The organism is Arcobacter roscoffensis (assembly GCF_024267655.1).
In the GTDB taxonomy this organism is placed as follows: Bacteria; Campylobacterota; Campylobacteria; order Campylobacterales; family Arcobacteraceae; genus Arcobacter_B; species Arcobacter_B roscoffensis.
Map to the genome: position 1 here is coordinate 2,866,306 of NZ_CP100595.1, position 26,184 is coordinate 2,892,489.

Consider the following 26,184-nt stretch of genomic DNA (forward strand, 5'->3'; position numbering starts at 1 on the left):
GCTTACTTCAAGTAAGTGAGTAGTAAAACTTATACTCCAACGCAGAGATTAAGCAAAAGATGCTCAATAACTACAATTTTTAGAAGGCTCTTTTGAATTCTGGATACGCCTCTACCCCACACTCTTCAACATCAAGCCCTTGAACCTCTTCATCTTTGTGAGCTCTTAGAGGTAATACTTTATTGATAATGTATAGAAGTATATATGAAACTACAAAGGCAAAGATTGCTACAACAATTACACCTTTTAATTGTCCCATAAATGTAATATCTTCACCATTTGAAGCAAAGATACCTACAGCTAATGTACCCCAAATACCATTTACTAAGTGAACAGATAAAGCACCTACTGGATCATCAATTCTTAATTTATCAAAGAAAGATACACCAAATACAACTAATGCTCCACCAATTGCACCAATTAAGATTGGAGTATAAATATCATATAAATCTGGACCTGCTGTAATTGCTACCAATCCACCTAAAGCACCATTTAAGATCATTGTTAAGTCAAGTTTACCATATCTGATTTGCATAACGATCGCTACCATAATAGCACCTGCAAGACCTGCTGTATTTGTATTCATTATAGTTAAAGCTACTGCATCTGCACCTTCTTTTGAAGCAATTGAACCAACAGAACCACCATTAAATCCAAACCAACCTATCCATAAAAGAAATGCACCTAATGTTACTAAAGGAATATTTGATGCAGGAATAACTCTAATTCCACCAGTTGGTGTGTATCTTCCTTTTCTTGATCCTATGATTAAAATTGCTGCTAATAAAGCCCATCCACCAGTTGAGTGAATAACAGTTGAACCAGCTAAGTCATACATAGATAAAGCTAAAGCTGTACCTTCAAGTAAGTTTGCTCCCCAAGTAACATTTACAACTAAAGGATAAACAACTGCTGCCATGATAATAGTAAATAATGCTAAGGGAATAACTTTAGCTCTTTCACTAACCCCACCACTCATAATATTTACTACTTTTCCTACAAATGCCATTTGGAATAAAAATGCTGCCCATTTACTCATACCATCAGCTCCAAAATCACCAAAAGCTATTGAGTAACCAACAAGTAAAAATGCTAATGAAGCAATAGCATAAATTAAAGTATTAATAGTTAATACTGCTGTAACGTTTTTTGTTCTAACAATACCTGCTTCAAGCATCGCAAAGCCTGGTACCATGAAAATAATAAGAGTCATTGCAAAGATTGCATATAGCGTGTCAATCACGTAAGATACTTCTACACCCATAAAAGATTCCTTTGTTTGTTTTCTTTTATTATATAGGTATAAAAAATATTTGTATAGAAGGTTTGTGTATAAAAAATATACAATCCAAGAAAAAGTATGTCTCTTGAATTGTATTGTATAGATTCTAATCTTTAGAGATTAGATAGCTTCAGAACCTCTTTCTTCAGTTCTAATTCTAACTACATCATCTAAAGAAGAAACAAAAATCTTACCATCACCAATTTTTCCAGTTTTAGCAGATTCAGTAATTGCACTAATAGCTGCATCAACCATTTCTTCTGATACAACCATCTCTATTTTAATCTTTGGTAAAAAATCTACTACATACTCAGCCCCTCTGTAAAGTTCAGAGTGACCTTGTTGTCTACCGTAACCTTTTACATCACTTACGGTCATACCTGTAATTCCTGCTTCAACTAAAGCATCTTTTACATCTTCTAATTTAAACGGTTTTATAATTACATCAATCTTTTTCATCTATTATACTCCTTAGGCTCTTTTGAACTCTGGATAAGCTTCAAGTCCTGTTTCATGAATGTCAAGACCATTAATCTCAGTTTCTTCATCAACTCTAAGTCCAATTGTAATATCTAATATTTTCCATACAATGAATGAAGCGATGAATACGAATGCACCAATTACAACAATACCTTTGATTTGTGCTAAAATAGTCACATCAGGATTAAAGATACCAACAGCTATTGTTCCCCAGATACCTGCTACTAAGTGAACAGATAAAGCACCAACAGGATCATCAATTCTTAACTTGTCAAAGAACGGAACAGCAAATACAACTAAAGCACCACCAACAATACCTTCAACAAATGCAACTAACATACCTAAATCAGGTCCAGCAGTACAAGATACAAGACCAGCTAAAGCACCATTTAAAACCATAGTTAAATCAACTTTTTTGTAAATAAGTTGAGTTAAAAGTGCAGCAGCAATAGCACCAGCAGCAGCAGCCATATTTGTATCAGCTACAACCATAGCAATTCCATCAATATCAACTTTAGAACCTAATGCTAATTGAGAACCACCATTAAATCCAAACCATCCCATCCATAAAATGAATGTACCTAATGTAGCTAATGTTAAGTTTGAACCAGGAATTGGTCTTACTTGTCCATTTTTACCATATTTACCTTTTCTAGCACCAAGAATTAGTACACCAGCTAATGCAGCCCATCCACCAACAGAGTGAACAATAGTTGAACCAGCGAAGTCAGAGAAACCAGCAATTAAACCACCTAATTCAGTTCCTCCCCATGTCCAATGACCTTGAATAGGGTAAATTAAAGAAGATAACACAACAACAAAGATTAAGAATGGCCATAATTTCATTCTTTCAGCTACTGTTCCTGAGATTACCGATGCAGCAGTTGCAACGAACATTACTTGGAAGAAAAAGTCTGCAAATGCAGGATATGCTGCATCTGGTGCATTTTCACCACTAAACATTGAGATAGAACCAATGAAGGCATTTCCATCACCATACATTGCATTATAACCTACGAAGTAGAACATAATACAAGATATTGAGAATAAACCAATATTTTTAGTTAAAACAGTAACGTTATTTTTTGTTCTTGTTAAACCAGCTTCTAACATGGCAAAACCTGCTGCCATCCACATTACTAGTACTCCTGAAAATACAAACAGGAAACCATCTAATATATACTTTACATCAGTAAAATTTTCCATAAGACTCCTTTGTCAATTTATCTACAGTCATTATAAAATAAACTAACAAAAGTGTAAACACACCACTTGTATATTTAATATACATTTAGACAAATATTTATTCAACAGTATATTTTATACTAATTGACTTCCTTCATTTTGTTTAGTAAATCAAATATATTGTCTAAAATTCCTTCTACAATAATAGATAATGACAATATATTTTTCTCATTTCTTTGTTTAATAGCCTCACCATAGTTAATCAAGCTTTCATCTAGTTTTGTTGTTAAACTTTTAAGCTCCTCAAAATCATTGACCAAGATAAGCCCGTTATCTTTATATTCATCTAAAAAACTATATATATTTTGTCTATGTTCTACATTTATATCAATAGAATTAGACTTATTGTTTATTTGATTTAGTATTGCTTGTTTATATTTTGTATACTCTATTTTCGCACTATTTAATTTCTGGGTAAAACTAAAGTTCTTAATTCTTTTTTCTACTTCTAAATCATATTCATTTAATGAAGCAGCTTTTAGCATATCTTGAGCAACACTACTTGTTTCAAGTGCTACATCCTTTGTTTGAGTAGCCATAGAAGCATTTTCTTGGGTTAACTTATCCAAATTATTCATTGTTTCATTTATTTGAGATAAGTTTATCATCTGCTTTTCGTTTGATTTTGCAACATCATCTATAATCCCTGTATTTTCTTCAATCATTGATGATAATTTTTCAAAACTTGTTTTCATTTGTTCTGAATATTTCTTTCCATCCTCTGATTTAATATTTGCAACTTCTACTAAATTTTTTATTACTTTTGCAGCTTCAGCAGATCTATTTGCAAGATTTCTAACCTCTTGTGCAACAACTGCAAACCCTTTTCCTGCTTCTCCTGCAGTAGCTGCTTCTACGGCTGCATTTAATGAAAGAATATTTGTCTGAAATGCAATTTGATCAATAATGGTTATTGCTTCATTTATTGCTTGTGTTGATTCATTTATTTCATACATTGATTTTTGAGTTACTTCTACTAGTTTTATTCCTTCTAAAGAGTAATTTTTAGTAGAGTTTGCAATATCTAACATATTTGAAGCTTTTGTGGAAGTTGATGTAATACTTTGTGTAATCATAGTAACAGCAGCTGTTGTTTCTTCTAATGAACTTGCTTGATTTATTGATGAATTATGTAGTTTTTTAACCAAATTTAAAAGTTCATTAGATTTATCATCTAGAATATTTCCATTTTTATTAACCATTGCTAAAAATTCAGATATATTCATACCTATCATATTTAAACATCTAAGTTGTGTATTTACAATTGCACCTATATCTGTTTTATCGGCTTTTACTGTAAAATCTCTATTTGCATAATCCAAAGATGTCTTAAAAGAGTTCACTATATTAACCCTTAAACTATCTATCATATTATTAAAATTATCTTTTAACTGATTGATATACTCATTATTAGCTACAGAGTTAATCCTGTATACTAAAAAACCTTTCCCCACCATTTTTGAAACAAACTTTGCCTCATTTATTACTTCATTATCTATTGCTAAACCATCTTTAATTTTTTCAATATTAAAGTTTAAATTTTTTGCCATCCTTCCAAAATCGTCATTGGTATTTATATCAATAACATCCAAATTCTTTTCTGTAGAAGTTAAGTATCTAAAAAACTTTTCTAAGCCTTCATTTATTTTAAATAAAGAGCCTACAATGTATTTGATTATTGCATTTAAAAAAATTAAAGTTATAAAGCTTATTAAAATAAATACTATAGAACCTAATATTAATTCATTTTTTGTTTCTTCTATTTTATTTACAAGTGTTTTATTTAGTTCACTTTTTTCATTTTGGCTCAAAGCAATTAGTAATTGATTCACTTTATTTTCTGCATTTAAATTATTACCATTTTCTAAATATTCATATAGATTATTATACTGATTATATTTTTCTATATTTAAATTAAAAATATATAATGAACTGAGTAGATATCCTAGCATTGGTAAAATTATTAATATTATTAATTTTTTCTTTAATGAACTATTATTAAATATTGTTTTCATTTTCTTTCCTTTTTATCATAATGTCCATACATAATATGTAAGTGTTATTATTCAATGTAAACTTTTTTGCAAAAGTTTTACATAAACTTCCAGTAGCATATGAAATGTATTTTTGACTTAAAAATATACCTTTTTTTGATTCTAAAGTAATATAGTAATACTCTTTTAAATAGTGTTCAAAACCATCTTTTGTAGGTCTAAATCTATCATTTATATTTTTAACTAAGACAGTATCATATATCTGTTTTGAGTTTTTTGCATCTATTAAATAAACTGCTTCTATATTTTCATATTTTGTTACAGCTTTGTGTAAATTATTATATATTTTTTCTAAAGAGTCGAGATTTGAGATTATATTTTCTACCATTTTACTATAGAGAATAATTGCTTCTCTTTTATTATTTATTGTCTTTATATTCTTTTCTTTAAAAATATTTGCGATATATCCAATTTTATTAATAATATTATTTATATCATCTTCTTTTATTTCATTTTTGGGTTTAGAAAAGAAATATCCTTGATACAAGTTTATTGAACTTCTTAATGCATTACATATTGACTCTTCTTTTTCAACACCCTCTGCTAAAACTCGAATACCTAAATTATGACTCATTTTAGAAATGGCTTTTACTATTTCTTTATTAATCTGATTTTCATGATCACAAAATAATGATTTATCAATCTTAATAATGTCAGGTTCAATTATATTAATTCTGTGAAAAGTAGAACTTCCTGTTCCAAAATCATCTAAAGCAATTAGAAAACCTAACTCCTTATATCTTTTACAAAACTTATTTAAAACTTCAATATTTGTAATTTCATCCTCTTTTATCTCTAAAACAAAGTTTTTAAATGGTATTTTTAAATCTATAATGTCTTCTAGAAAACTGTTTATTTTTTCAAAAGACTCCAAATCATTAAGTAATGATGACTCAAAATTTAAAAATAGAATTAAATCATTGTTTTTTTCATAATAACTTGAAAATTTTTTAATTGCATTTCTTCTAGCTAATATATCAAGCTCTAACAATAAATTGTTCTGTTTAGCTAATTTAAATAGTAAGTCTGGTGGTATGTTTTGTTCATTATAAGTACATCTACATAATGCTTCAAATGCAAAAATAGTTTTCGTTCTAACTGATATTATTGGTTGAAAATGAATATTGATTAAATTATTCGCCACTATATTATCTATCATTTTTATACCTTATTTCTTTTATTAAATTTAATAAATATAGCATTAAATAATTATTTGATGTGCAAAATTCTGTATAAACTTTAATCATATGAAAAAAAAATTTGATAAGAAATATTTTTTAGACATTTAAAAAAATTTCTTTTATAAAAATTAAACAGATGTATATAAAATAATCATATTTTTCCATCATATTCATAATAAAACTGTATAATAAAGAAAAAATTATCAGGATTTTAAATGAAAGAGTTTATAGAAACCTACAAACAACATAAAGATGATATAGAGTTTTTTATACAAGAGAGTATTAGAAATCTAGGTCATTTAAGTTCTTTAAAAAAAGATAACTTTAAACAACTATTTTCTCTTTTCCCATCATTAGAATTAGTATATATTACAAATAAAGATACTAAGATTCAAACCTCAGCTAATATATACAAAGATAAAATGGATTTAAGTGCAAAAAATAAAGATAGATCCTCTATTATCACAAAACTTGAATTCAAAGATAACAACATGGCATTTTCAAGACCATATATAAGTAGTGCCACAAGAAATAGTTGTATGACAGTTACAGTTAAAGAGGGAGATGAGATTCTTTTTTTAGATTTTAGAATTGATATCTTACTTGAAAAATTAAATCTACTAGAATTAAATAAACCCTTTCATGCTTTAACAAAAGGCTTTTATATTCTAGCAGGTTTCTCAATGGCAATACTTGCAATTATTACTATTGGGTTTTCACTATTTGACTTTGTGTATTATTTGTTTATAAAAGGTGAGATTTCATTGGAAGTTATGTTTAAACCAATTATTGCTTTAACATTAGGTATTGCAATCTTTGATTTGGCAAAAACAATTTTAGAGCAAGAGGTATTTTTCAAATCCTACTCCAAAAACTCAAAAGTTGAAACAAAACTACTAGTTAAGTTTTTAAGTACAATTATTATTGCTTTATCTATTGAAGCCTTAATTGTAGTATTTAAAATTGCATTAAATGGTTATGATGAGATGATAAATGCCTTTTATCTGATAGCTGGTATTGCACTTATTCTAATCTCTCTTACAATATTTGTATACTTTTCAAATAAAAAAAGTAAGTAACCCTATTTTAAGGGTATACTTACTTTAAATCTAGCACCTTTATACTCTTGATTTTTATACATAAACTCATCATTAAATACTTCAATTTTTCCATGCATATGTTTACAGATTATTTCTTCACACATAAAAAGCCCTATTCCTGTACCTTGTGATTGATGTTTAGTAGTAAAGTATGGTTCAAAAATTCTATCTATAATACTTTCATCAACTCCATCAGCACTGTCTTTAATACTTATTATTAAACTTTCATTTTTTGCATATAAATCTAAAAAGATAAATCTTTGAGTATTACTTTTTTTTCTTATAAGTTCATCCCTTGAGTTATTTAATAAATTTATCATAACTTGTAAAAGTTCATTTTCAAAAATGTGTATTTCAAAATCTTCAATTTGAGTAATAACTTCTATATCTTTATTTTGATAATTACTTTTAACTAAGCTAAATACTTTATCTATAAACTCTTTTGCGTTTACTGTATTTTTATCTTTTGTAGGTGAGAAAAAGTTTCTAAAATCATCTATTGTATTAGATAAATAATTTGCTGATTTCACTATCATATTTAAGGAATCGTTATACTCATTATCACTTAAAATCCCTATTTCTTTTTTCATTTTGATACCAGTTGCTGCTGTAGTTATAACAGATAAAGGCTGTCTCCATTGATGAGCAATATTTCCTATCATTTCACCCATTGCTGCCATTTTACTTTGTTGAAAAAGAATTTTATTTTTTTCATAGTTTTTTGTAACTTCTTCTTCAACTGTTTTTTGCAAAGAACTATTTAAGTTATGAAGTTTGTCTTGGTTTTCATTCAATCGGATATATAGTTTTTTAAGTTCTTTTGAATATAAATAGTGACTTGCGCTATATAAAACTAAACCAAGTAAAAGTATAAAGAAAATCAAATATAAAAAGGCATTATGCTTATACTCTTCTATATATTGTATATCAATCTGATTTAATTTTTTAAAGCTTAAAAAATTTCCTAACTTATTATCATCATAAAAAATAGGTGTGTTAACTATCAGATATTCATCTTTAACTTTATAATCTTTTATTTTTAAGAAATTTTCAATATTATTTGTATCTAAATACTCTAAAACTTTTTTATTTGCAGACAAATTAGCTATGTAGTAATCATCAACAAATATTTTTGTAAAAGCATTTTTTTCTAACTGCTTCGTATATTTTTTATCAACTACTATTATAGGCTCGAATAAATCACTTTTTCTAAGACTTCTTGAAATTGAGTTAAAGTGTGTTATTGACTCAATAACACCTTCAAATTTTCCATCTTTATAAATAGGTACCATTGCCTTAAAAGTCATATCGTATTTACCAACACTTATTGTACTTTTAATCTTAGGTGTTTTGATCATATTTTTTAAATCACTTCTTACTTTTGAAAGATCATCTCCTTTTTTCTTGGACCATGAACGATATAAAGATATTCCATTTTTATTGATTACTTGGAACCAAACATTTTTAAAATCTGTTTCTTTCCGAAGAAGTAAAGATAACTTATTTAAACTATCTTTACTATACTCTTTACTATTTAAGACCTCAGATACTTCTGCATTATTTGCTAAAGTTATTGTAAAAGCTAAGGTTGCGTTTTTCTTTTTTTGGATTAATGAATTTATTTTATCGTTAAGGTTACTACTAATAGCATTATATTTTTTGTGTAAAAGTTTATTTTCTTTTTCTAAGATATAGTTTGTTGTAATACTAAAAGCAAGCACAGAGACTATAAAATAGATTATGATTGTAAATATCTTATAAGAACTTTTTTTCATTTAATAGACTCTTTAACTATGACATTATTTAATTATTATTTTACATCATTTAATATTTTTTGTCAAGTTATATGTGGATTTAAACTTTATATAGAAGTGAAATAATTATCAAACTGTTTATTAAGTATACAATAATTATTAAAATAGAGTAAAAATATACAGTATAATAAATTTAATAAACAAATTTTGTATAATATCTCTATGATTACAAAGGTTAAATTATATGCAAGAATATATCGCACAAGATGAAATATCTAAAGAGATTCTAAACTCTGCAAAACTGCTTCAAGCAGTAAATGTAAATGCTTTAATAATTGGTTCAAATGGTGTGGGAAAAAAATCCCTAGCTAAATATATACTTCCAAAATCCCAAATTTTTGAGGCAAAAGCTCTACAGCAAGATATCATTGATGAAGTTATTACTATAAAAAATGATGCAATAATAATTGATAAGATACAAGACCTTACAAATATAAGCTTACTTCTAAAGTGGATTGAAGATAATTCAATAAGAGTAATTGCCATATCAAATAGTGATATTTTAAACCAAAAATTAAAAGATATTTTTTCTATTAACCTTGAAATCCCAGATTTGTCAAAAAGAGAAAATGATACAAAACTATTAGTACAAAAATTCTCAAAAGAAGCTAGTTCAACTTTAGATATGCATACAATTGCTACTTCAAAACTTATTATCAACACTTCAAATAATGCCCATAGTTTAAGAAAATCTATTTACTTTTCATACCTTTTTGAAACTATTGGAGAAGAAGAGATTTTAATGTTTTTAGAAAGGTATTTAAGTGAGCACTTAGATGGTGAAAATGCCTACAAAGACTTAATTTATTTATTTGAAGTACCATTAATAAAAGCTTCTACAAAAAAATATAAATCTCAAGTTCAAGTAGCTAAAAACCTTGGACTTAATAGAATTACCCTTAGAAAAAAAATTGACATACACAAAGAGTTATTATGAGTGAATTAAATATACAAATTGAAGAACTTATTTCAAATGGTGCAAGTGACTTTGAGATTTCAAAGGTCTTTAAAAACTATTTTAAAAACTATGTAAACTCAATTGATACTACCTTTGAAAGCACTGGGGGTAAAGACTTCTTTATAAAACATACAAAACATACTGACAAATTTCTAATCCAACTTTATAAATATATCTTAAGAAAAAACTTTGGTTCATACCAACCTATGAGTACATCTGTACCTATTTCACTAATTGCTTTAGGTTCATATGGAAGAGAAGAGTTATGTATTTATTCTGATATTGATATTATGATTTTATATGAAGATATTAAGGGATATAACCTAAGAGAAATTATGGAAGAGTTTATTACTCTTGCATGGGACTGTGGATTAAAACTAGGTTCAAGAGTGCATGAATTATCAGAAATTGAAGATAGTGTAAAAGAAGATTTAACAATAAAAAGCTCTATTATTGAATCAAGACTTATTTATGGATCGAAATATCTTTGGTTTTCATATGAAAAAGTTCTTACTAATATAAGAAGAACAAAACAAAAAGAGTTTATTCTAGACAAATTAGAAGAACATAAACAAAGACTTTTAAAATACCCACTAAAAATGCAACCAAATATAAAAGATGGTTTTGGGGGATTAAGAGAATCAAATATGATGTATTGGATGGCAAATGTTTTATATGGTGCAACTAATACAAAACAACTAATTGGAATAGAGTATACAGAAGAAGAGTACAAAAAATATAGACAAGCATTAGAATTTATATTTAGAGTTAGAAATGCTCTTCATAATATAGCAAGAAAAAAACAAGACCAAGTAACTTTTGATATTTTACCTGATCTAAGTTCAAAACTTGGATTTATAAATAAACCAAGATATACAAAAGAGCGACAGTGCATGGCAAAGCTTTTAAATAGTTTACATGTAGTTCATAGTTTCTCTGCAACTATGGTAAAAAAGTTTACGAGACCTACTATCTTTAAAGATGAAAATATCTCAAAGTTAAGAGAATCAAGGTTTAAAAAGAATTTATATATAGCAGGAAATACTTTATATACTTCATTTAATGCTAAACCAAAAACCTTAAATGGTTTACTTAAAGAACTTATTTCTCTACCCCAAAATGTTACTAGATTTGATAGATCTTATATTTATTATGCAAGTAAAACTAAGCTTCCGAAAACTCAATCAAAAGAGTTAAAGAAAAATATTAAAACTATATTATTTAAAGCTAGTCTTTATCCCGTAATGAAGCTTTTATACAATGCAAATCTATTTGAGATAGTAATACCTTGGGCAAAAATCATTATTGATCAACCTCAATTTGATGGTTACCACCAGCATCCTACAGATGTACACTCTTTAAAAACTTTAAAATTTGCTCAAAATATTGAAGATGAATATATAAAATCAATTTTTGATTCACTTTCACCTTCACATCAAGTAATAGTAAGACTTGTAGCTCTTTTCCATGATGTAGGTAAAGGAAGAACACAAGACCATCATATAGTAGGTGAAAAAATATTTAAAGAGATGGGTCATGAGTTTGGCTTTGATGAAAAGCTTACACAATTAGGTGCAAGATTAGTTAGATACCACAATATGATGTCTTTTGTGGCAACCCATGAAGACATTTATTCAGAAAAAACTATTTTAAACTTTACAGGTTTAGTAAAAACAGAAGTTGCACTTAAAATGTTATATGTAGTAACTTATTGTGATATTTCAGCAGTTGGTAAAAATATATTTAATAACTCTACCTCATCACTTTTAAAACAACTTTATTTACAATCTTTACCAGCTTTTGAAAATGAAGATTTATTAAATGAAGGAGCTAGAAGAGTTGCAAAATTAAATACCATTAAAAAACTTGATAGATATAAAAGACTTCCAAATATCAAAAGGAAAAAAATCAACTATATTTCATCAAATCAAATGTTCTTAAGACTAAAGGCTGAGGATATTTTAGATATCGCACTACATGCTTTAAATGTAAAAGATTACACATACAAAGTAGTAAATAAACCAACACATCTAACAATTAGAATTATTAGAAAAGTTCCTTTAAACTTAGGATATTTACTTGGTAAGCTAGAGTTTTTAAATATCGCTTCAATGAATATTTTTAAACTATTTGATGATAAAAAAGCCTTTTATATTTCATTTAGTGAGAGAGTTGATGATGAAGATATTCCTTTTGTGGAAAAAATTATCGAAGACTCATTTGATATGAATAGAACTACAAATTTAGTGACGCCTATAATCAAAAAAGTGAATGTAACTGTAAACTGCAACCATACAGCTTATCTTGCATCTATGCAAATAAAAGAAAAAGATCAAAAAGGTTTATTTGCTTATATCGCAAGAATATTTGATGATTTTGGTATTGATATTGAAAGTGCCAAAATTCATACACATAAAAATCTTGCAAGGGATTTAATTCTTATTGAAAAGAATGGAAACTTCTGTTCAAAACAAGATGAAATTTTAGAACTTATGTGTACAAGCGATAAATAAAGCAGTAAACTGCTTTATTCTAAAATTTCATTTATTTTAAGTTTATTAATTTCTTCTTTATTTTTTATATTTAGCTGTTTATCTGCAAGTACTCCCATTGATTTACCTTTTATAGTTACATATTCTTTTTCTTGAGAAAAAGACTCTTCTTCTATAAAATCACTTTGAGAAAGAATATAACAATCTGATAATTCTTCTATAAATTCTACTTTCATATGATAGGAAAAACCAAAACTTAAAGAATCTAAAAAATAAGCTTCACATATACTTTTTAGGTTCTTTTGATTATCCTTTATCTCAAAAAATAATAGGCTTGTATCTTCTAAGTAATTATCATTTATAGACATTGGAAAATCAGACTCTTCATATCCATCTGTTATTGTTCCTGTAAGTACTATATATTTAGGTGCTAGTTCTTTTTTTTCAATTTTCTTGTTACTAATTAATTTTATAGAATAATGATTATTCTTAGAAGTTGTAGAATATAGTATAGTTTTTTTAGGCTCTTTATCTATTACTTCTTTAGCTATTTTTTTTTCAGTTAAAATTACTTTATTTTCTTCTTTTTTAATAATTAATTTCTCTTTATTACTTTCATTTTCATTAAAAATGTTTTCACTTGATATTTCATTTTTTAAGATTCTTTTGCCTACATTTTCTTCTTTATCTGAAAAATAAAAAAAAGAAAATATTAAACTTACTAAAATAATTCCAAATAAAAATATATTTTTTTTATACTCTTTAAAATAATATTTAAGCATAAGAACTAACTTCATTTTTTATATTATAATAGTGTTTTTTAATAATATTGTATCCATCAAGACTTTCTTGATGTTGTTGAATTACTGCAGGGTGTGTTTTAGAATTTGAAATTGCTTTTTCATGTAAATTTATTACATCATTTAAAAATTTATCAAAATCTATATTCATACTATCTACATCATCTTGCCACAAATTTTTCACCTCAGCTCCTGCATTAAAAGAAGATAAAATTTCAAACCCAAAATGAGCTTGAGATAAATTTACTTTTACTTCACCAAAAACTGTACTTCTAAAGTTATCATTACTAATTTCCCTAGCCGTTTCATATAAAGCTTTATTAAAAGTCTTATCATTTGTTGTTCTTGTAGCAAAAAGCATATCAGGAATTTGATTTGGCATAGATACAATAGGAACATTACTCAATTGTTCTTTTGTAAGACTACCTTGAGGGAAAGCAATATATTCAAACTTTTCAGCTTGTTCATAAGATAGACTATCCATCTCTGCTAATGTTATTTTATCATCTTCTAATATTTTTAGAAAAACTTCCCTATCTTCAGATGAGAGTTTACTAAAATGATTAAATTGTTTCATATAATTTATATATTTACCACTTGATTGTGTATTTTCAGTACTTTTTTGATTTTCTAGATCTGTAGAAAAAGAATTAGAAGATGACTTTTCATTTTTTAAAGTTTGATTCACTTGATTATAATTTACATATGAAGTATTTGAAACTTGCATTATATTTCCTTTTTATTAAAAGAAAGAGAATTCTCTTTCTTTTATTTTATATAAGTTACATCTTTTAAAGTTGCACCATCATAAATATCTAAACTACCACTAATATCAATATCAGACACAGTAGATGCTTGTGATACAGGAATATGTCTTATAAAAAACTTATACTCTTTCCCATTAAGAATCTCACCACTGTAACTTCTAATGTTTTTTACTTCCACAAGAACACCTTCTTTATAACCTAATTTTACAACAGGTTGATTCTGAGGAATTCCATGAACTCTAACCCAAACATATGAACCATAATGATTTTCACCATATACTTCTTTTGTCTCAAGAGCAAACCAGTCTGCTGCAGATTGATCTCCTATTAAAGTTTCACTTTTATACCTTTTCCCATCATATATGCCAAATCCTGTTTCAATCTTTGTAGCATCCCAACAAAAAGCTTCTGGAGCAGTACTTGGAGTATTAATTGGTCTACCACCTATTTTAATTACTTGACCGTGTTCCATTTAAGACATTTTGAAGGAAGATCAGCCGCATTTACATTAGCCAAAAACAACCCTAAAGACAACAACATAAAAATTATTTTTTTCATTTTGACCCTTTTAAATAAATATTAAAAGCATAATATAGTTTAAATACTTATATTATTATTAAATGATTATTATATACTCATCTTCATAACTAAATTCTTAGCCTTTTTAAAGTCTTTTTTTCCTGTTCCTAGCTTTGGAATATCATCAACTATTTTAATCACACTTGGAATCATAAGTTTATTATCAAAAGAGCTATTTATTTTTTGTTTTAACTCATTTACAAACTCTTCATTTACATCTGAGATAAGTAAAACAATCTTTTCACCCTTTTTCTCATCTTCAATAGATGTTGCAATATAATCAACTAAACTATCTTCAGATAAATCAATAATAGAAGCTATACCCTCTTCTATTGCACCCATACTTACCATCTCACCACCAAGTTTTGCAAACCTTGAGTATCTATCAACAATAGTTAAGAACCCATGTTCGTCAAGTCTTCCCTTATCTCCTGTGACATAGTATGTTCTTTTTCCAATCTTCACTAAAACTTCTGAAGTTTTCTTTTCATCTTTTAAATAACCTTTCATTACTTGAATACCAGAAATTACAATCATTCCTTCACTCCCTACTTCTAGCTCTTCATGGCTATGGGGATCAACTATTTTTACACTAGTTCCAGGAATTGGCATACCAACACTTCCTACTTTCTGACCAACTTGTACACTATAATCAGGTGCTAAAACATTTGGTAAGTTACAAGCAGCAACAGGTGTTGTTTCAGTAACCCCATAACCTTCTAAAATATCTTTACCAAACTTCTTTTTAAAGTCTTCTCTTACATCAGCTCTTAACTTCTCAGCACCAGCAACAACTAGTCTTAAACTATCAAACATCAAAGGATGAACCTTTGTATTTTTTGTATATAATCTAAAGAAAGTTGAAGTTCCTGTCATAATAGTTGCATTATATTTAGATACAAGTTTTCCTATACCTAAACCATCTGTAGGATCAGGATGGGCAACACATTTAATTCCTTCAATCAATGGCAAGAAAGTAGTAACTGTAATACCAAAAGCATGAAAAATAGGAAGAGAGCCAACTATAATGTCATCATTACTAGCATTTAAAATTGATGCTATTTGCTGTGAATTTCCTAAGATATTATCACTTGTAAGTTCAATTCCTTTTGGTTCCCCTTCACTTCCAGAAGAAAATAAAATCACAACGGTATCATCTTTTTTTATCTTTTTTACATGTAAAGCTTTTAAGATAAAACTTGGCAAAAACTTCACACTAAGAAGAGTCATTAAGCCTTTTAGTTTTGAAATTTTAGGTTTTAAATCTTCTACATAAATCACATCTACTAAATCTAAAAGCTCTTTTAAATCTATACCCTTACTTTCAAGTTTTTCTACAAACTTCTTTGAAGCAACAACAGTTTTAACCTCTGCTTTTGAAACAGCTTTTTTAAGCGAATCTATTTGAGCTGTATAGTTTAAATTTACAGCAGTTTTTCCCATCATCAAAATAGATGTATTTATAAAGGCACCTGCTGCTGTTGAAGGAAGTAAAAGTCCAATATTTTGCCCAATAACTTTAGGCTTTAGTAAATCTTTGAATAAAATAGAAACAGTTAAAAACTTATTACCACTTAACTCTAAACCCGTTGAATCTGCAAAAATAAAATCACTTCCAACTTGTTTTAATCTATCAAAGATAGTTTCACTAATAGTTTCTAAATTTTCTATATGCTCATCCCAAGCTTTTGTAGATAAAGCTATCACTTCATTTTTCACTCTAATTACATTTGCTTTTTGCTTTTTGATTGGTTTTGAAAAAGATACTGTCACACTATTTGTTTTGTATGATTTTTTATACTTTTTACTAGCTCTACTAAACATAGACTCCCATAATCCTCTAATATAAAAAGATACTACTTTTACATCATTCTGTGTCATATCTAAGATTTTCTCAAAACCTCTTTTAAACTCACCTAAGTGACCATTTCTAGTAATAGCTCCTTCTGGAAAAACTACAACTACATGTCCCTCATCTAACTGCCTTGCTATTTCTTTCATAGTTGATTTACTAGAAGCATTAGAAATTGGGATTGCATTAAACATTTTTAGTAACCAGTTTAGATACCACTTATCATATATTGGTTTATGCATTACAAACCTAACTTCCCTTGGTGATGACATTAAAATTACGGCCCAATCAATCCATGAGACATGATTACCTAAAAGTAAAACCCCGCCACTTGAAGGAATGTTTTTCACTCCATTTACTTCAAGTTTATACTTTAATCCAACTACACTTTTTACAAAAAGAAGTAACATTGATTGGGGTAATTTAACAACTGTGTATAGTGTTCCTATAACTGTGATTAATAAAATCAAAAAGATTGTACTTAGTGGATCTAAATTATATAAAGACACAAGAGTAGTTAAGCAAAGCATAAAAAACATTGCTAAGGAATGAAACCAGTTATTACCAGCTAATATTGTTCCTAAAACTCTTTTTCTTGCATTAAATTGGATTAAAGCATTTAACGGAACTACAAACATTCCACCAAAAATACCAAATACTAAAAATGTCATACTTAACATAAATGCTGATTCAACAATTGTTGAAATATAAATCATAAAAGCCATACCAAAAGCAGATAAAGGAATAGTTCCAACTTCTATATAATGTTTTGAAATCTTTGAATAAATAATAGAACCAATTGCAATACCTATTCCTGATGCTGCTAAAACTCCATTTATTACAAATACATCAGTTACGCCTAAATACTGTTTTGCATAAGATGGAAATACTGCCATTAAAGCTTGTGATACACCCCAAAATACAGATAGTCCAATTACTGATAAAAATATCACTTTATTTGATGTAATTGCTTTTATATTTTTTGCTAAAAGTTTACCTTTAAAAAGTTCTTTTTTATCTAATGTTAAAGAGTCATTACTACTATGTGAAGTATTTAATCTTCTTAAAATCACTAAAGATACTAGCATTTCTAAAAATGCAACAGGTGCTATATAATATGTAAGAGTTAATGTAGCTCTTAAAAGTTCTTCTTTTGTCTTTAAAACCTCTAAAGAGTTACTTACATAAAATGTTTCAAAGACATAAGAACCACTTGCAATTGCAAATAAAATAGCTATAATAGACACTGCTTGTAAAGCTGAATTTCCACGTGCTAGATTCTTTTTACCCCAAATATCTATAATAATCCCAAATTTCGCAGGTGAATAAATAGCACTTTGAGCAGCTAATAAAACTAGATTTATCATAGCAAGATAAAAGTTACCACTTAAATAAGAAAAAATCATAAGAACTGATAAGGTAAAAGAGGAAATGGCCCCATAAATTAGAATATTTTTCTTATTATATTTATCTGATAAAAAACCACTTACAGTAAATAAAAGTAAAAACGGCACTAATATTAAAGCATTTATTATAGAAATCCATACAACTTGAATACTACCATCAAATATTTTAAATGCAATGTTTTGTAATAATATTTTATGGGAAACATCTACAATAACATTTCCAAAAACCACAAATAAAAAAGCAAACTTTATTAACATTAGATTGTTAATACCTTTTGATAAACTACTCATTACACATCCTTTTTAAACTCTTCAATAGTTGATCTATTGAAAATGTATGGTTTAAATGAATTTAAAATATCTAAAACTAAAATCTCAGGTAAAAAACCAGTTTTTTCTAAAACTTTTGAGCTAAGTTCTCTCTCTAATAAGGCAAGTTTTTTACTTGTAATTACATACTCATTTATAAGTTGGCTTGAAATATCATATTTTTTTAACTCATTAAAAGTCTTGATTACTTCAACTTCTGTTTTAAAATAAATATCTTTTTTATCAACTAAGTCTAAAGCTATTGCTTCTTCTAAACTAAACTTTTCTAAATCTTTTTTTGAAACTGGATTTTTAATCTCACTTGAAATCATCTGAATTGATTGAAGTATTAAATCTGCTCTATCATTGAAGTTTATATTGTAAAAATCAAATAGTTCTTTTATATAATCTATTGAAAAACTAAGATTATCTTTGAAGTACTTAATCATATTTAATACAGTAATTGTAATCTCAGGATAATACTTCATATTCTTTGAAGTACTTAAACTATTTGGTAGTAAACCTTTTTTATGATAAAAAGAGATTGTGTGATTACTCAAGCTTGTTTGCTCTACTAACTCACTCATTTTATAGTAGTTTTTATTATCTATAACTTTCATTTTAAATTCCTTAAAGTAAAGAGTAATACTCTTTACTTTTACTTTGATTTAAAATGAAAGTTATAGATAAATTAAATTAAAAAGTCAAGAGTAGAACTCTTTACTTTTTAATTTTTATAAGATTTTCTAGCTCATCTGTACTATTGATTTCCTCTTTTATCCAAGGTAATAATACTGTTCTATTAGATAACTCATTTTTTATTTTATTTATATAAGTTAGTTCATTTAAACCTTTTTGACAAATAAGATTGTTTAAACTATTTGTTAAACTAAAACATCTATTTACTAACCATGAATAAGGTTTTATACCAGCTCTTTGTAAATCTTCTTGTAAATCTTGTGCTTCATGTGTTGGTGTAGCTTCTGCTAAACTTGTCAATAAAATCTTAGTGAATTTTTCATCTTTTATTCTAGGAAGTAAATTCTTAAGAGCTTCACTCATATCATCTTTTGTATTTTTTAAAACCTCTTGATGATAAGCTTTTGAGGCATCTAGTAAAAGCAAAGTATGTCCAGTAGGTGCAGTGTCTAAAACAATAAATCTGTCTTGTGCCTGTGCCACTGTATTTGCAAAAGCTTCAAATACTGCTATTTCTTCAATACAAGGTGAGCTTAATTCTTCTTTTAATAAAGCCATATCATCATCACTTAAAACACCCTCATTTTTAGCAATAACATTATCAACATGTCTTTTTATTTCAACTTTTGGATCAATTCTTTTGATTTCTAAGTTTTTATTATTTTGTTTGATATAATCTAAATGAGCAGCAGGATCTGTTGTAGATAAAGTTACTTTATGACCTTTTTTAGCTAATTGTGAAGCGATTAGGCAAGCCATTGTTGTTTTACCAACTCCACCTTTTCCCATAGTCATAATCAAACCTTTTTTATCAGCCTCAATATTTTCTAAAAGCTCATCAAAATTTAAAGTATTATCAATTGTTGTTTTTAACTGTTCATTTAACTCTTCACATGAGTTTTCAAACTCTTTTGCTACTTCATTTTGACCTATTGCTTTTAAACTTTGCATTCCAACTACACCATTTGGATAAAAGCCTACTTTTGTTTTTTCTAAGTTTTCTAAATTTTTAGGTAGTAAGTCTAAAGCTTCTTTTGATTTTTTTTCAAAAGCCTTTGCTACTTCATCATTATCATTTGAAGTAAACACTCCATTTATAATCAAATGTTGATTTCTTAAACCTTGTTTTTTAAGTTCATCACTTGCTTTTGAAGCTTCAAGAAAAGATAGTTTTTCAGCTCTTGAAACTAATATAAGTAAGGTTTTACTTTCATCTTTTAAATTTTCAACTACACTATCATATAATTCTTTATAGTCACTAAGTCCTGATACAGGACCTAGACAAGAACTACCACTACTATTATGCTCTATAAAATCATTCCAAGCACTTGGAAGTTCTAAAAGTCTTAAAGTATGTCCAGTTGGTGCTGTATCTAAAACAATATGGTCATACTCATTTATGATACTTTCATCTCCTACATATTTAGAAAACTCATTAAAACCTGCAATTTCAACAGTACAAGCACCACTTAACTGCTCTTCCATCTGCTGTATTGCTTCTTTTGGTAAAATTCCCCTATATGGTCCCACTATTTTTTCTTTATACTCTTTTGCAGCTATTACTGGATTTATATTCATAGCATAAAGATTTTCAATACTTTTTACTTTTGTGGCACTTGAGTTTAAAGAAGTGTCTAAAACCTCATCAAGGTTTGAAGCAGGATCAGTTGAGATTAAAAGTACTTTTTTTCCCTTAAGAGCTAAACTAACACTAATAGTACAAGACATAGATGTTTTACCAACACCTCCCTTTCCTGTAAAGAAAAGAAATTTTGGTATTTTATTTATTAATTTTTCCATTTTATGTATCTTAAAATTTTGCTACAAAAGAAGCAAGTCCTAGTTTTGCACTTAATTCTGGTATTTGAGGATACTCACCTTTAAAAACCACTTTATCATCAATAAAAAATAAAGGTAGCTTATCAACACCCTCTTCATTTAGAATTCTAGCAACTTCTTTATTACTTACATATTCTGCTGGTTCTGTTGTTAAACCATATCTTTTCACATCAAACTTTGATTTATCAAGTGATTTTAAAAAATTTGCTAGTTGAACTAACTTTGTATCCACATCAGTTCCACAAACTCCTGTAGGACAACACATAGCAGGGTCGTATATTTTTAAAGTTTTCATTATTTTAAAGCCTCCATAACTTTTGGTAACAACACTTCTTCTATTTCTCTATAAGTATCTTCAAAAGCATCAAAACCTTTTCCATCTGGGTCTTCAAATCCAACATGAATTACTTTAGTAGCTTTTGGGAACATAGGACAAGTCTCATTTGCATGATCACATACAGTTACTACTAAATCGTATTCATTATCTATTACTTTATCTATAGTTTTTGAGTGATATTCATCTCTCCAAATTCCTTTTTGCGTTAATAACTCTTGTGCATTTGGGTTAACTCTTCCACTTGCTCTAACTCCACTTGAATCAGAACTAATACCATCTAATTGTGCATTTATTAATGCTTCTGCGATAATACTTCTACATGAATTTCCTGTACATAAAATTAAAACTTTTTTTTCCATAATATTTATCTTCCTTTATATTAAAATTTAAAAAATAGCTAGTGCTAATAATACTATCAATAACACAGGTGGTGTTATGATTAGACCAAACTTACTATATTGAGCAAATGAAATATTTACACCCTTTTTAGCTAAAACATGAAGCCAAAGAAGAGTTGCTAAAGAACCAAAAGGAGTCATTTTGGGTCCTAAGTTACAACCAATAATATTTGCATATGCTAAAGCTTGATTAACATTTTCACCCATATTATCTAAGGCTATATCCATAATCATAACAGTTGGCATATTATTCATAATAGCACTTAAAAAGGCTGATAAAAATCCAGTTGCAACAATAGCAAAGGTATCTCCTCTTGTTGCAAAGTCTTGTAAAAGAAGAGTTAAATAATCAGTTAAACCCTCATTTTCAAGTCCATAAACAACAATATATAAACCTATACTAAACCACACAACCTGCCATGGAGCTTCTTTAATAATACTCTTTGGTTCAACACTTTTAAAAGCAGTTGCAATAAGTAAAAATATAACTCCCCCACCAAGAGCAAAAACGGCTACTGGTAAATCATAAGCATCACCAACAAAGTATCCAACTAAAAGTAAAGCTAAAAATACCCATGAAAGTTTAAACATTCTTTCATCTTTTATAGCAGAACTAGGTTCTTTTAAAAGTGAAATATCAACTTGTTTTGGAATATCTTTTCTTAAAATCAACCATAAAAATAAAATTGAAGCCAAAACACTTACAATATAAGGAATAATCATATTAGCCATATAATCAGCAAAACCTATATCAAAATAGTTAGCAGTTACAATATTTGTAAGGTTTGAGAAAACAAGAGGTAAAGAAGCACTATCAGAGATAAACCCACCTGCAAGTAAAAATGCAACAATTGATTTCATATTTAACTGCAAAATCCTCATCTTAGCTAATAAAATTGGAGTTAAAATAAGTGCTGCCCCATCATTTGCAAAAAGTGCAGAAACAAAAGCCCCTAATAAAATAGAATAAACAAACATCTTCATTCCACTACCATTTGAGAATTTTGCCATTTTTAAGGCACACCATTCAAAAAATCCAATCTCATCTAAAACCATAGATAAAATAATAATACCTATAAAAGATAAAGTTGCATCCCAAACTATATCAGTTACTATCCAAACATCTGAAAGAGAAACAACTCCTAATAAAAGTGCAACTATTGCACCAATAACTGCTGTTGTTCCTATTTGAAGATTTTTGGGTTGCCAAATTACAAAAATAAGTGTAATAATAAATATACTACTTGCTAAAAACATATAAATCCTAATTTCTTTTATTTTTATATATCAAGATATATTGATATGAGAGTTTATAAAAAAAGAGTAACACTTTGGTTACTCTTCCATTTCTTGAACTTCTGGTTTTAAAGTATAAAGAAAAGTATCTACTTCTAACTCATCATACCTTTCAACTGTTACTTCTTTTCTTAAAAACTCATCACCCTCAAACTCATCTAAATAATCCCAATTGTCGATTAAATTATCAGAGTAAAATAAGTACCCATGAACTGTATCATTTCCAGCTTCTAAATTAATTCCTGGATAGCCCATAGAAGCTGACCAACCAGCATCTATTAGTTTCCCTTTTACAGTTGCAGGAACAAATTTTCCTACAATATTTTCTAGAACATGTCCATTTGGACAGTTTGGCATAAGTGTCCCATAAACAAAAAGTGTTTCTTTCATTAACTACAAGCCTTTATTAGATTTGGTAATTGAATATCTAAAGTCATAATCTCTTTTATAGCATGGCTTCTAAACTCATCAAGAGGAGCTCTTACACTATAGTAAGCCCATCTTCCTTGTCTATCAACTCTTAAGAAACCAGCTTCTTTTAAAATTTTTAAATGTCTTGATAATCTTGATTGAATCATATCAAAAGAGTGCTCTAAATCACAAACACAACAAGAGCCGTGAATATTTATAAATTTAAGTATTTTTACTCTTGTTTCATCACTTAATGCAGAAACAGATTTTAAAAAAATATCCATTTAATCTCCTTTGATTTTTAGAATTATATCAAATTATTTCTAATATATCAAGATATATTGATATGTAACTATCAAATTACTTTTAAGAGACTATTCAGTAAAATATATATTATTAAGGACAAAAATGAGATTGAAAAAACTACTACTATTTTATATAACTTTTACTCTGTTTTTTAGTTTCTTATATGCACAGAATTTTAATATTTTAAAAAATAATACAAAAAAAAATATTGATACTTTAGCATATCAACTTAACTTCTTAACACCAAATTATCAAAAAAACGAAAAAAAAATTAGAGACTTACTTAAGTTATACTATGAAAACTACTCAAATATTGTAGCTTTTGAAATAAAACAAGAAAGAAGATATCTTTATAGTTCATATAAAAAAGATGAACAAATGTATCTTTTAAAAAATAGAATTTTAAAAGATCCTAAATATAAAACGAAGCAGTTTTATTCAACAGACATTTTAAATGAAGAAAACAAAATAGTAGCAAAGCTAATAGTCTATTTTAAAGAAGAGATAAAATTCACAAAAGAGGAACTTCTGTACCTTCAAAATAAAAAAGTACTAAAAGTTCAAAATGACTCAAACCTACCTCCTTATAACTTTAATGAAGATGGATTACAAAAAGGTTTTTCTATTGATTATATGAATCTTATTGCAAATAAACTTGCAATTGAAGTTCAGTATATTCAAGGAAACTGGGACAACTTTTTAAATATGCTTGAACACAATGAACTTGATTTAATGTTAAACGTTCTAAAATCAAAAAAGAGAGAAAAAAGATTTCTATTTACAAGCAAAGCTTATGCTAGTTCACCTCTTGCTATGCTTACGAGATTAGATCATAAAGATGTGCATACTTTCAAAGAACTTGAAGGTGAAACTATGGCTTTAGTTAAAGGCTATCATAGTTATGATAGAGTTAAAAATAACTATCCAAAAATCAATATTTTTCCTACAACTAATACTTATAGTATGATTGAAGCTGTTGCAACTAAAAAAGCTGATGCTTCTTATGGTTTAAAAACAGTTCTTGATTACAATATAAATAGGCATCTATTTACAAACTTAAAAACCATGGAAAACCATGATGATAAAGAACTTAGTTTTTATATAACTGTAAATAAAGAAAACAAAATTTTAAAATCAATCATTGAAAAAGTTCAAAAACAAATCTCAAAAGAAGAGATAGAAAAACTAGAAAAAAAGTGGTTTAAAAAAGCAAAACTAGAAAAGATAAAAAGTAAAGACTTTTTATTAACACAAGATGAAATCTCATACTTAACAAAAAAACAGAAAGTAAAAATGTGTGTTGATCCAAACTATTTACCATATGAATATATAGATGAAAATGGCAACTTTATTGGAATAACATCAAACTTTATGGAACAACTTTCAAAAAATAGTGGTATTAATTTTGAGCTTATAAAAACCACTTCATGGAGTGAATCTTTAGAGTTTATTCGTAAGGGTGATTGCGATATTTTACCAAATACAGTTCAAACAAAAGATAGAGAAAACTATCTAAACTTTACTCAAGACTACTTTGAATTTTCAAATGTAATAGCTACAAAAGATAATGAAATATTTATTGATTCAATTGAATCACTAAATGGTAAAAAGGTTGCTGTTATAAAAAATCACTCAATTGCAGAACTAATAAAATTTAGATACCCTGAAATTGAGCTAATAGAAGTATCAAACAGTCAAGAGGGCTTAAAAAAAGTTAAACAAGACAAAACTTATGCTTTTATAGATTCCTTTCCCTCACTAGCCTACAACTTGCAAAATTCAAAAATAAATGATATAAAAATATCAGGGAAGATAAAACTTACAAGTAAATCAAAAATAGCCATAAGAAAAGATGATTTAATTCTTCAAAGTATTCTGAATAAAGCTATTAATTCTATAAAGCCACATGAAAAAGAAGCATTGCTAAATAGGTGGCTAACTATCATAAAAGAGAAGAAGTTAGATATTGAACTTTTAGTAAAAATTGTATTATATATAGTTGCTATTTCTTTATTTATTATTCTATTTATCATATACAGAGCAAATAGAAAACTAAAAAATATGAATAAAGAGTTAGAAAAAATCTCTCAAACAGATAAACTAACATCTATTTTCAATAGAACAAAACTTGATATGATTTTAGAGTTAGAGTTTAAAAATAAAAAAAGATATAAAAAACCTTTATCTTTAATACTTATAGATATTGATTACTTCAAAAAGATAAATGACACTTGTGGACATTTATGTGGAGATGAAATACTTAAAGAGTTCTCAAATCTTCTTAAAATTAATATCAGAGAAACTGATTTTATTGGAAGATGGGGTGGTGAAGAGTTTTTAATAATCACACCATTCACAAATGAAGAAGAAGCTTTTATTTTAGCCCAAAAGTTAAGAGAAAAAATCGAAGATTTTAATTTCTATGAAAATATAAAAGCAACTGCAAGCTTTGGAGTTTATGAAGTAAGAAATGGCTCTATAAATAAATCTTTATCAAATGTAGATGATGCTTTATATGAAGCAAAAAACTCTGGAAGAAACTGTGTAAAAATTTGCAAAGGAGAGTAAGCCTACTCTTC

20 protein-coding genes and 1 pseudogene are annotated in these 26,184 nt (G+C 27.4%); 4 read left to right on the top strand and 17 right to left on the bottom strand.

Annotated elements, in window-relative coordinates; translation table 11 throughout:
• Nucleotides 1–79: 79 nt before the first annotated feature.
• From NJU99_RS13600 to NJU99_RS13620, 5 genes and pseudogenes are all read right to left on the bottom strand, one after another.
• Nucleotides 80–1,264 carry an ammonium transporter gene (locus tag NJU99_RS13600; RefSeq protein ID WP_254576451.1) on the bottom strand — a complete coding sequence of 395 codons (1,185 nt, stop codon included), beginning with the start codon at nucleotides 1,262–1,264 and terminating at the stop codon, nucleotides 80–82.
• Between the two features lie 138 nt (nucleotides 1,265–1,402).
• Entirely contained in the window at nucleotides 1,403–1,741 is a 339-nt protein-coding gene (locus NJU99_RS13605; RefSeq protein WP_254576452.1) for a P-II family nitrogen regulator, read from the bottom strand.
• 12 nt (nucleotides 1,742–1,753) lie between these two features.
• A complete protein-coding gene (locus NJU99_RS13610) occupies nucleotides 1,754–2,968 on the bottom strand; it encodes an ammonium transporter family protein (protein ID WP_254576453.1) in 1,215 nt (404 codons plus the stop codon).
• Between the two features lie 653 nt (nucleotides 2,969–3,621).
• Nucleotides 3,622–3,972 (bottom strand): annotated as a pseudogene (locus NJU99_RS15005) (methyl-accepting chemotaxis protein); the annotation flags it as partial.
• Nucleotides 3,973–5,005: 1,033 nt separating this feature from the next.
• A complete protein-coding gene (locus tag NJU99_RS13620; protein ID WP_254576455.1) occupies nucleotides 5,006–6,220 on the bottom strand; it encodes a sensor domain-containing phosphodiesterase in 1,215 nt (404 codons plus the stop codon).
• 237 nt (nucleotides 6,221–6,457) lie between these two features.
• Between NJU99_RS13620 and NJU99_RS13625 the strand changes: the two genes are divergently transcribed.
• The gene (locus NJU99_RS13625) at nucleotides 6,458–7,321 is read left to right on the top strand and encodes a hypothetical protein (RefSeq protein WP_254576456.1); all 864 of its coding nucleotides are present in this window, start codon (nucleotides 6,458–6,460) and stop codon (nucleotides 7,319–7,321) included.
• A 2-nt stretch (nucleotides 7,322–7,323) separates the two neighbouring features.
• Here the strand turns inward: NJU99_RS13625 and NJU99_RS13630 are convergent, their stop codons facing one another.
• Nucleotides 7,324–9,117, bottom strand: coding sequence for an ATP-binding protein (locus NJU99_RS13630; protein ID WP_254576457.1), 1,794 nt, complete (start codon nucleotides 9,115–9,117; stop codon nucleotides 7,324–7,326).
• 223 nt (nucleotides 9,118–9,340) lie between these two features.
• Here NJU99_RS13630 and NJU99_RS13635 point away from each other — a divergent pair, with 223 nt between their 5' ends.
• Both NJU99_RS13635 and NJU99_RS13640 read left to right on the top strand, forming a co-directional pair.
• A complete protein-coding gene (locus NJU99_RS13635) occupies nucleotides 9,341–10,093 on the top strand; it encodes a P-loop NTPase family protein (protein WP_254576458.1) in 753 nt (250 codons plus the stop codon).
• The gene (locus tag NJU99_RS13640) at nucleotides 10,090–12,627 is read left to right on the top strand and encodes a [protein-PII] uridylyltransferase family protein (protein WP_254576459.1); all 2,538 of its coding nucleotides are present in this window, start codon (nucleotides 10,090–10,092) and stop codon (nucleotides 12,625–12,627) included. The genes NJU99_RS13635 and NJU99_RS13640 overlap by 4 nt, the downstream gene beginning before the upstream one ends.
• 14 nt (nucleotides 12,628–12,641) lie before the next feature.
• Here NJU99_RS13640 and NJU99_RS13645 read toward each other — a convergent pair whose 3' ends face one another.
• The 11 genes from NJU99_RS13645 to NJU99_RS13695 all read right to left on the bottom strand — a co-directional run bounded on the left by NJU99_RS13645 (nucleotide 12,642) and on the right by NJU99_RS13695 (nucleotide 23,583).
• Complete coding sequence (locus tag NJU99_RS13645; protein WP_254576460.1) at nucleotides 12,642–13,403, bottom strand: hypothetical protein; 762 nt, start codon at nucleotides 13,401–13,403, stop codon at nucleotides 12,642–12,644.
• A complete protein-coding gene (locus tag NJU99_RS13650) occupies nucleotides 13,381–14,133 on the bottom strand; it encodes a hypothetical protein (RefSeq protein WP_254576461.1) in 753 nt (250 codons plus the stop codon). The genes NJU99_RS13645 and NJU99_RS13650 overlap by 23 nt, the downstream gene beginning before the upstream one ends.
• A 41-nt stretch (nucleotides 14,134–14,174) precedes the next feature.
• Nucleotides 14,175–14,645: a hypothetical protein gene (locus tag NJU99_RS13655; RefSeq protein ID WP_254576462.1), complete on the bottom strand. Its 471-nt coding sequence runs from the start codon at nucleotides 14,643–14,645 to the stop codon at nucleotides 14,175–14,177.
• Nucleotides 14,646–14,800: 155 nt separating this feature from the next.
• On the bottom strand, nucleotides 14,801–18,301 hold the full coding sequence (locus NJU99_RS13660; RefSeq protein ID WP_254576463.1) for an acyl-[ACP]--phospholipid O-acyltransferase: 3,501 nt from the start codon (nucleotides 18,299–18,301) through the stop codon (nucleotides 14,801–14,803).
• Nucleotides 18,301–18,939 carry a MerR family transcriptional regulator gene (locus NJU99_RS13665; protein ID WP_254576464.1) on the bottom strand — a complete coding sequence of 213 codons (639 nt, stop codon included), beginning with the start codon at nucleotides 18,937–18,939 and terminating at the stop codon, nucleotides 18,301–18,303. The genes NJU99_RS13660 and NJU99_RS13665 overlap by 1 nt, the downstream gene beginning before the upstream one ends.
• 100 nt (nucleotides 18,940–19,039) lie before the next feature.
• Nucleotides 19,040–20,818, bottom strand: a complete 1,779-nt coding sequence (gene arsA, locus NJU99_RS13670) for an arsenical pump-driving ATPase (protein WP_254576465.1) — start codon at nucleotides 20,816–20,818, stop codon at nucleotides 19,040–19,042.
• Nucleotides 20,819–20,828: 10 nt separating this feature from the next.
• A complete protein-coding gene (arsD, locus tag NJU99_RS13675) occupies nucleotides 20,829–21,152 on the bottom strand; it encodes an arsenite efflux transporter metallochaperone ArsD (RefSeq protein WP_254576466.1) in 324 nt (107 codons plus the stop codon).
• Nucleotides 21,152–21,553, bottom strand: coding sequence for an arsenate reductase ArsC (locus NJU99_RS13680; protein WP_254576467.1), 402 nt, complete (start codon nucleotides 21,551–21,553; stop codon nucleotides 21,152–21,154). Before NJU99_RS13680 ends, arsD begins: the two co-directional genes overlap by 1 nt.
• A gap of 27 nt (nucleotides 21,554–21,580) precedes the next feature.
• Nucleotides 21,581–22,849: an arsenic transporter gene (locus NJU99_RS13685; RefSeq protein ID WP_254576468.1), complete on the bottom strand. Its 1,269-nt coding sequence runs from the start codon at nucleotides 22,847–22,849 to the stop codon at nucleotides 21,581–21,583.
• A 78-nt stretch (nucleotides 22,850–22,927) separates the two neighbouring features.
• Entirely contained in the window at nucleotides 22,928–23,278 is a 351-nt protein-coding gene (locus NJU99_RS13690) for a gamma-glutamylcyclotransferase family protein (RefSeq protein ID WP_254576469.1), read from the bottom strand.
• Nucleotides 23,278–23,583 (bottom strand): ArsR/SmtB family transcription factor, encoded by a 306-nt coding sequence (locus NJU99_RS13695; RefSeq protein WP_254576470.1) that lies wholly within the window; start codon nucleotides 23,581–23,583, stop codon nucleotides 23,278–23,280. Before NJU99_RS13695 ends, NJU99_RS13690 begins: the two co-directional genes overlap by 1 nt.
• A 124-nt stretch (nucleotides 23,584–23,707) precedes the next feature.
• Here NJU99_RS13695 and NJU99_RS13700 point away from each other — a divergent pair, with 124 nt between their 5' ends.
• On the top strand, nucleotides 23,708–26,173 hold the full coding sequence (locus tag NJU99_RS13700) for a transporter substrate-binding domain-containing diguanylate cyclase (protein WP_254576471.1): 2,466 nt from the start codon (nucleotides 23,708–23,710) through the stop codon (nucleotides 26,171–26,173).
• Nucleotides 26,174–26,184: the final 11 nt, after the last annotated feature.

What these genes read in the sequence shown, in the direction of transcription:
- NJU99_RS13600 (WP_254576451.1), bottom strand. Translation starts at nt 1,264, where the DNA reads ATGGGTGTAGAAGTATCTTACGTGATTGACACGCTATATGCAATCTTT.
- NJU99_RS13605 (WP_254576452.1), bottom strand. Translation starts at nt 1,741, where the DNA reads ATGAAAAAGATTGATGTAATTATAAAACCGTTTAAATTAGAAGATGTA.
- NJU99_RS13610 (WP_254576453.1), bottom strand. Translation starts at nt 2,968, where the DNA reads ATGGAAAATTTTACTGATGTAAAGTATATATTAGATGGTTTCCTGTTT.
- NJU99_RS13620 (WP_254576455.1), bottom strand. Translation starts at nt 6,220, where the DNA reads ATGATAGATAATATAGTGGCGAATAATTTAATCAATATTCATTTTCAA.
- NJU99_RS13625 (WP_254576456.1), top strand. Translation starts at nt 6,458, where the DNA reads ATGAAAGAGTTTATAGAAACCTACAAACAACATAAAGATGATATAGAG.
- NJU99_RS13630 (WP_254576457.1), bottom strand. Translation starts at nt 9,117, where the DNA reads ATGAAAAAAAGTTCTTATAAGATATTTACAATCATAATCTATTTTATA.
- NJU99_RS13635 (WP_254576458.1), top strand. Translation starts at nt 9,341, where the DNA reads ATGCAAGAATATATCGCACAAGATGAAATATCTAAAGAGATTCTAAAC.
- NJU99_RS13640 (WP_254576459.1), top strand. Translation starts at nt 10,090, where the DNA reads ATGAGTGAATTAAATATACAAATTGAAGAACTTATTTCAAATGGTGCA.
- NJU99_RS13645 (WP_254576460.1), bottom strand. Translation starts at nt 13,403, where the DNA reads ATGAAGTTAGTTCTTATGCTTAAATATTATTTTAAAGAGTATAAAAAA.
- NJU99_RS13650 (WP_254576461.1), bottom strand. Translation starts at nt 14,133, where the DNA reads ATGCAAGTTTCAAATACTTCATATGTAAATTATAATCAAGTGAATCAA.
- NJU99_RS13655 (WP_254576462.1), bottom strand. Translation starts at nt 14,645, where the DNA reads ATGGAACACGGTCAAGTAATTAAAATAGGTGGTAGACCAATTAATACT.
- NJU99_RS13660 (WP_254576463.1), bottom strand. Translation starts at nt 18,301, where the DNA reads ATGAGTAGTTTATCAAAAGGTATTAACAATCTAATGTTAATAAAGTTT.
- NJU99_RS13665 (WP_254576464.1), bottom strand. Translation starts at nt 18,939, where the DNA reads ATGAAAGTTATAGATAATAAAAACTACTATAAAATGAGTGAGTTAGTA.
- arsA (WP_254576465.1), bottom strand. Translation starts at nt 20,818, where the DNA reads ATGGAAAAATTAATAAATAAAATACCAAAATTTCTTTTCTTTACAGGA.
- arsD (WP_254576466.1), bottom strand. Translation starts at nt 21,152, where the DNA reads ATGAAAACTTTAAAAATATACGACCCTGCTATGTGTTGTCCTACAGGA.
- NJU99_RS13680 (WP_254576467.1), bottom strand. Translation starts at nt 21,553, where the DNA reads ATGGAAAAAAAAGTTTTAATTTTATGTACAGGAAATTCATGTAGAAGT.
- NJU99_RS13685 (WP_254576468.1), bottom strand. Translation starts at nt 22,849, where the DNA reads ATGTTTTTAGCAAGTAGTATATTTATTATTACACTTATTTTTGTAATT.
- NJU99_RS13690 (WP_254576469.1), bottom strand. Translation starts at nt 23,278, where the DNA reads ATGAAAGAAACACTTTTTGTTTATGGGACACTTATGCCAAACTGTCCA.
- NJU99_RS13695 (WP_254576470.1), bottom strand. Translation starts at nt 23,583, where the DNA reads ATGGATATTTTTTTAAAATCTGTTTCTGCATTAAGTGATGAAACAAGA.
- NJU99_RS13700 (WP_254576471.1), top strand. Translation starts at nt 23,708, where the DNA reads ATGAGATTGAAAAAACTACTACTATTTTATATAACTTTTACTCTGTTT.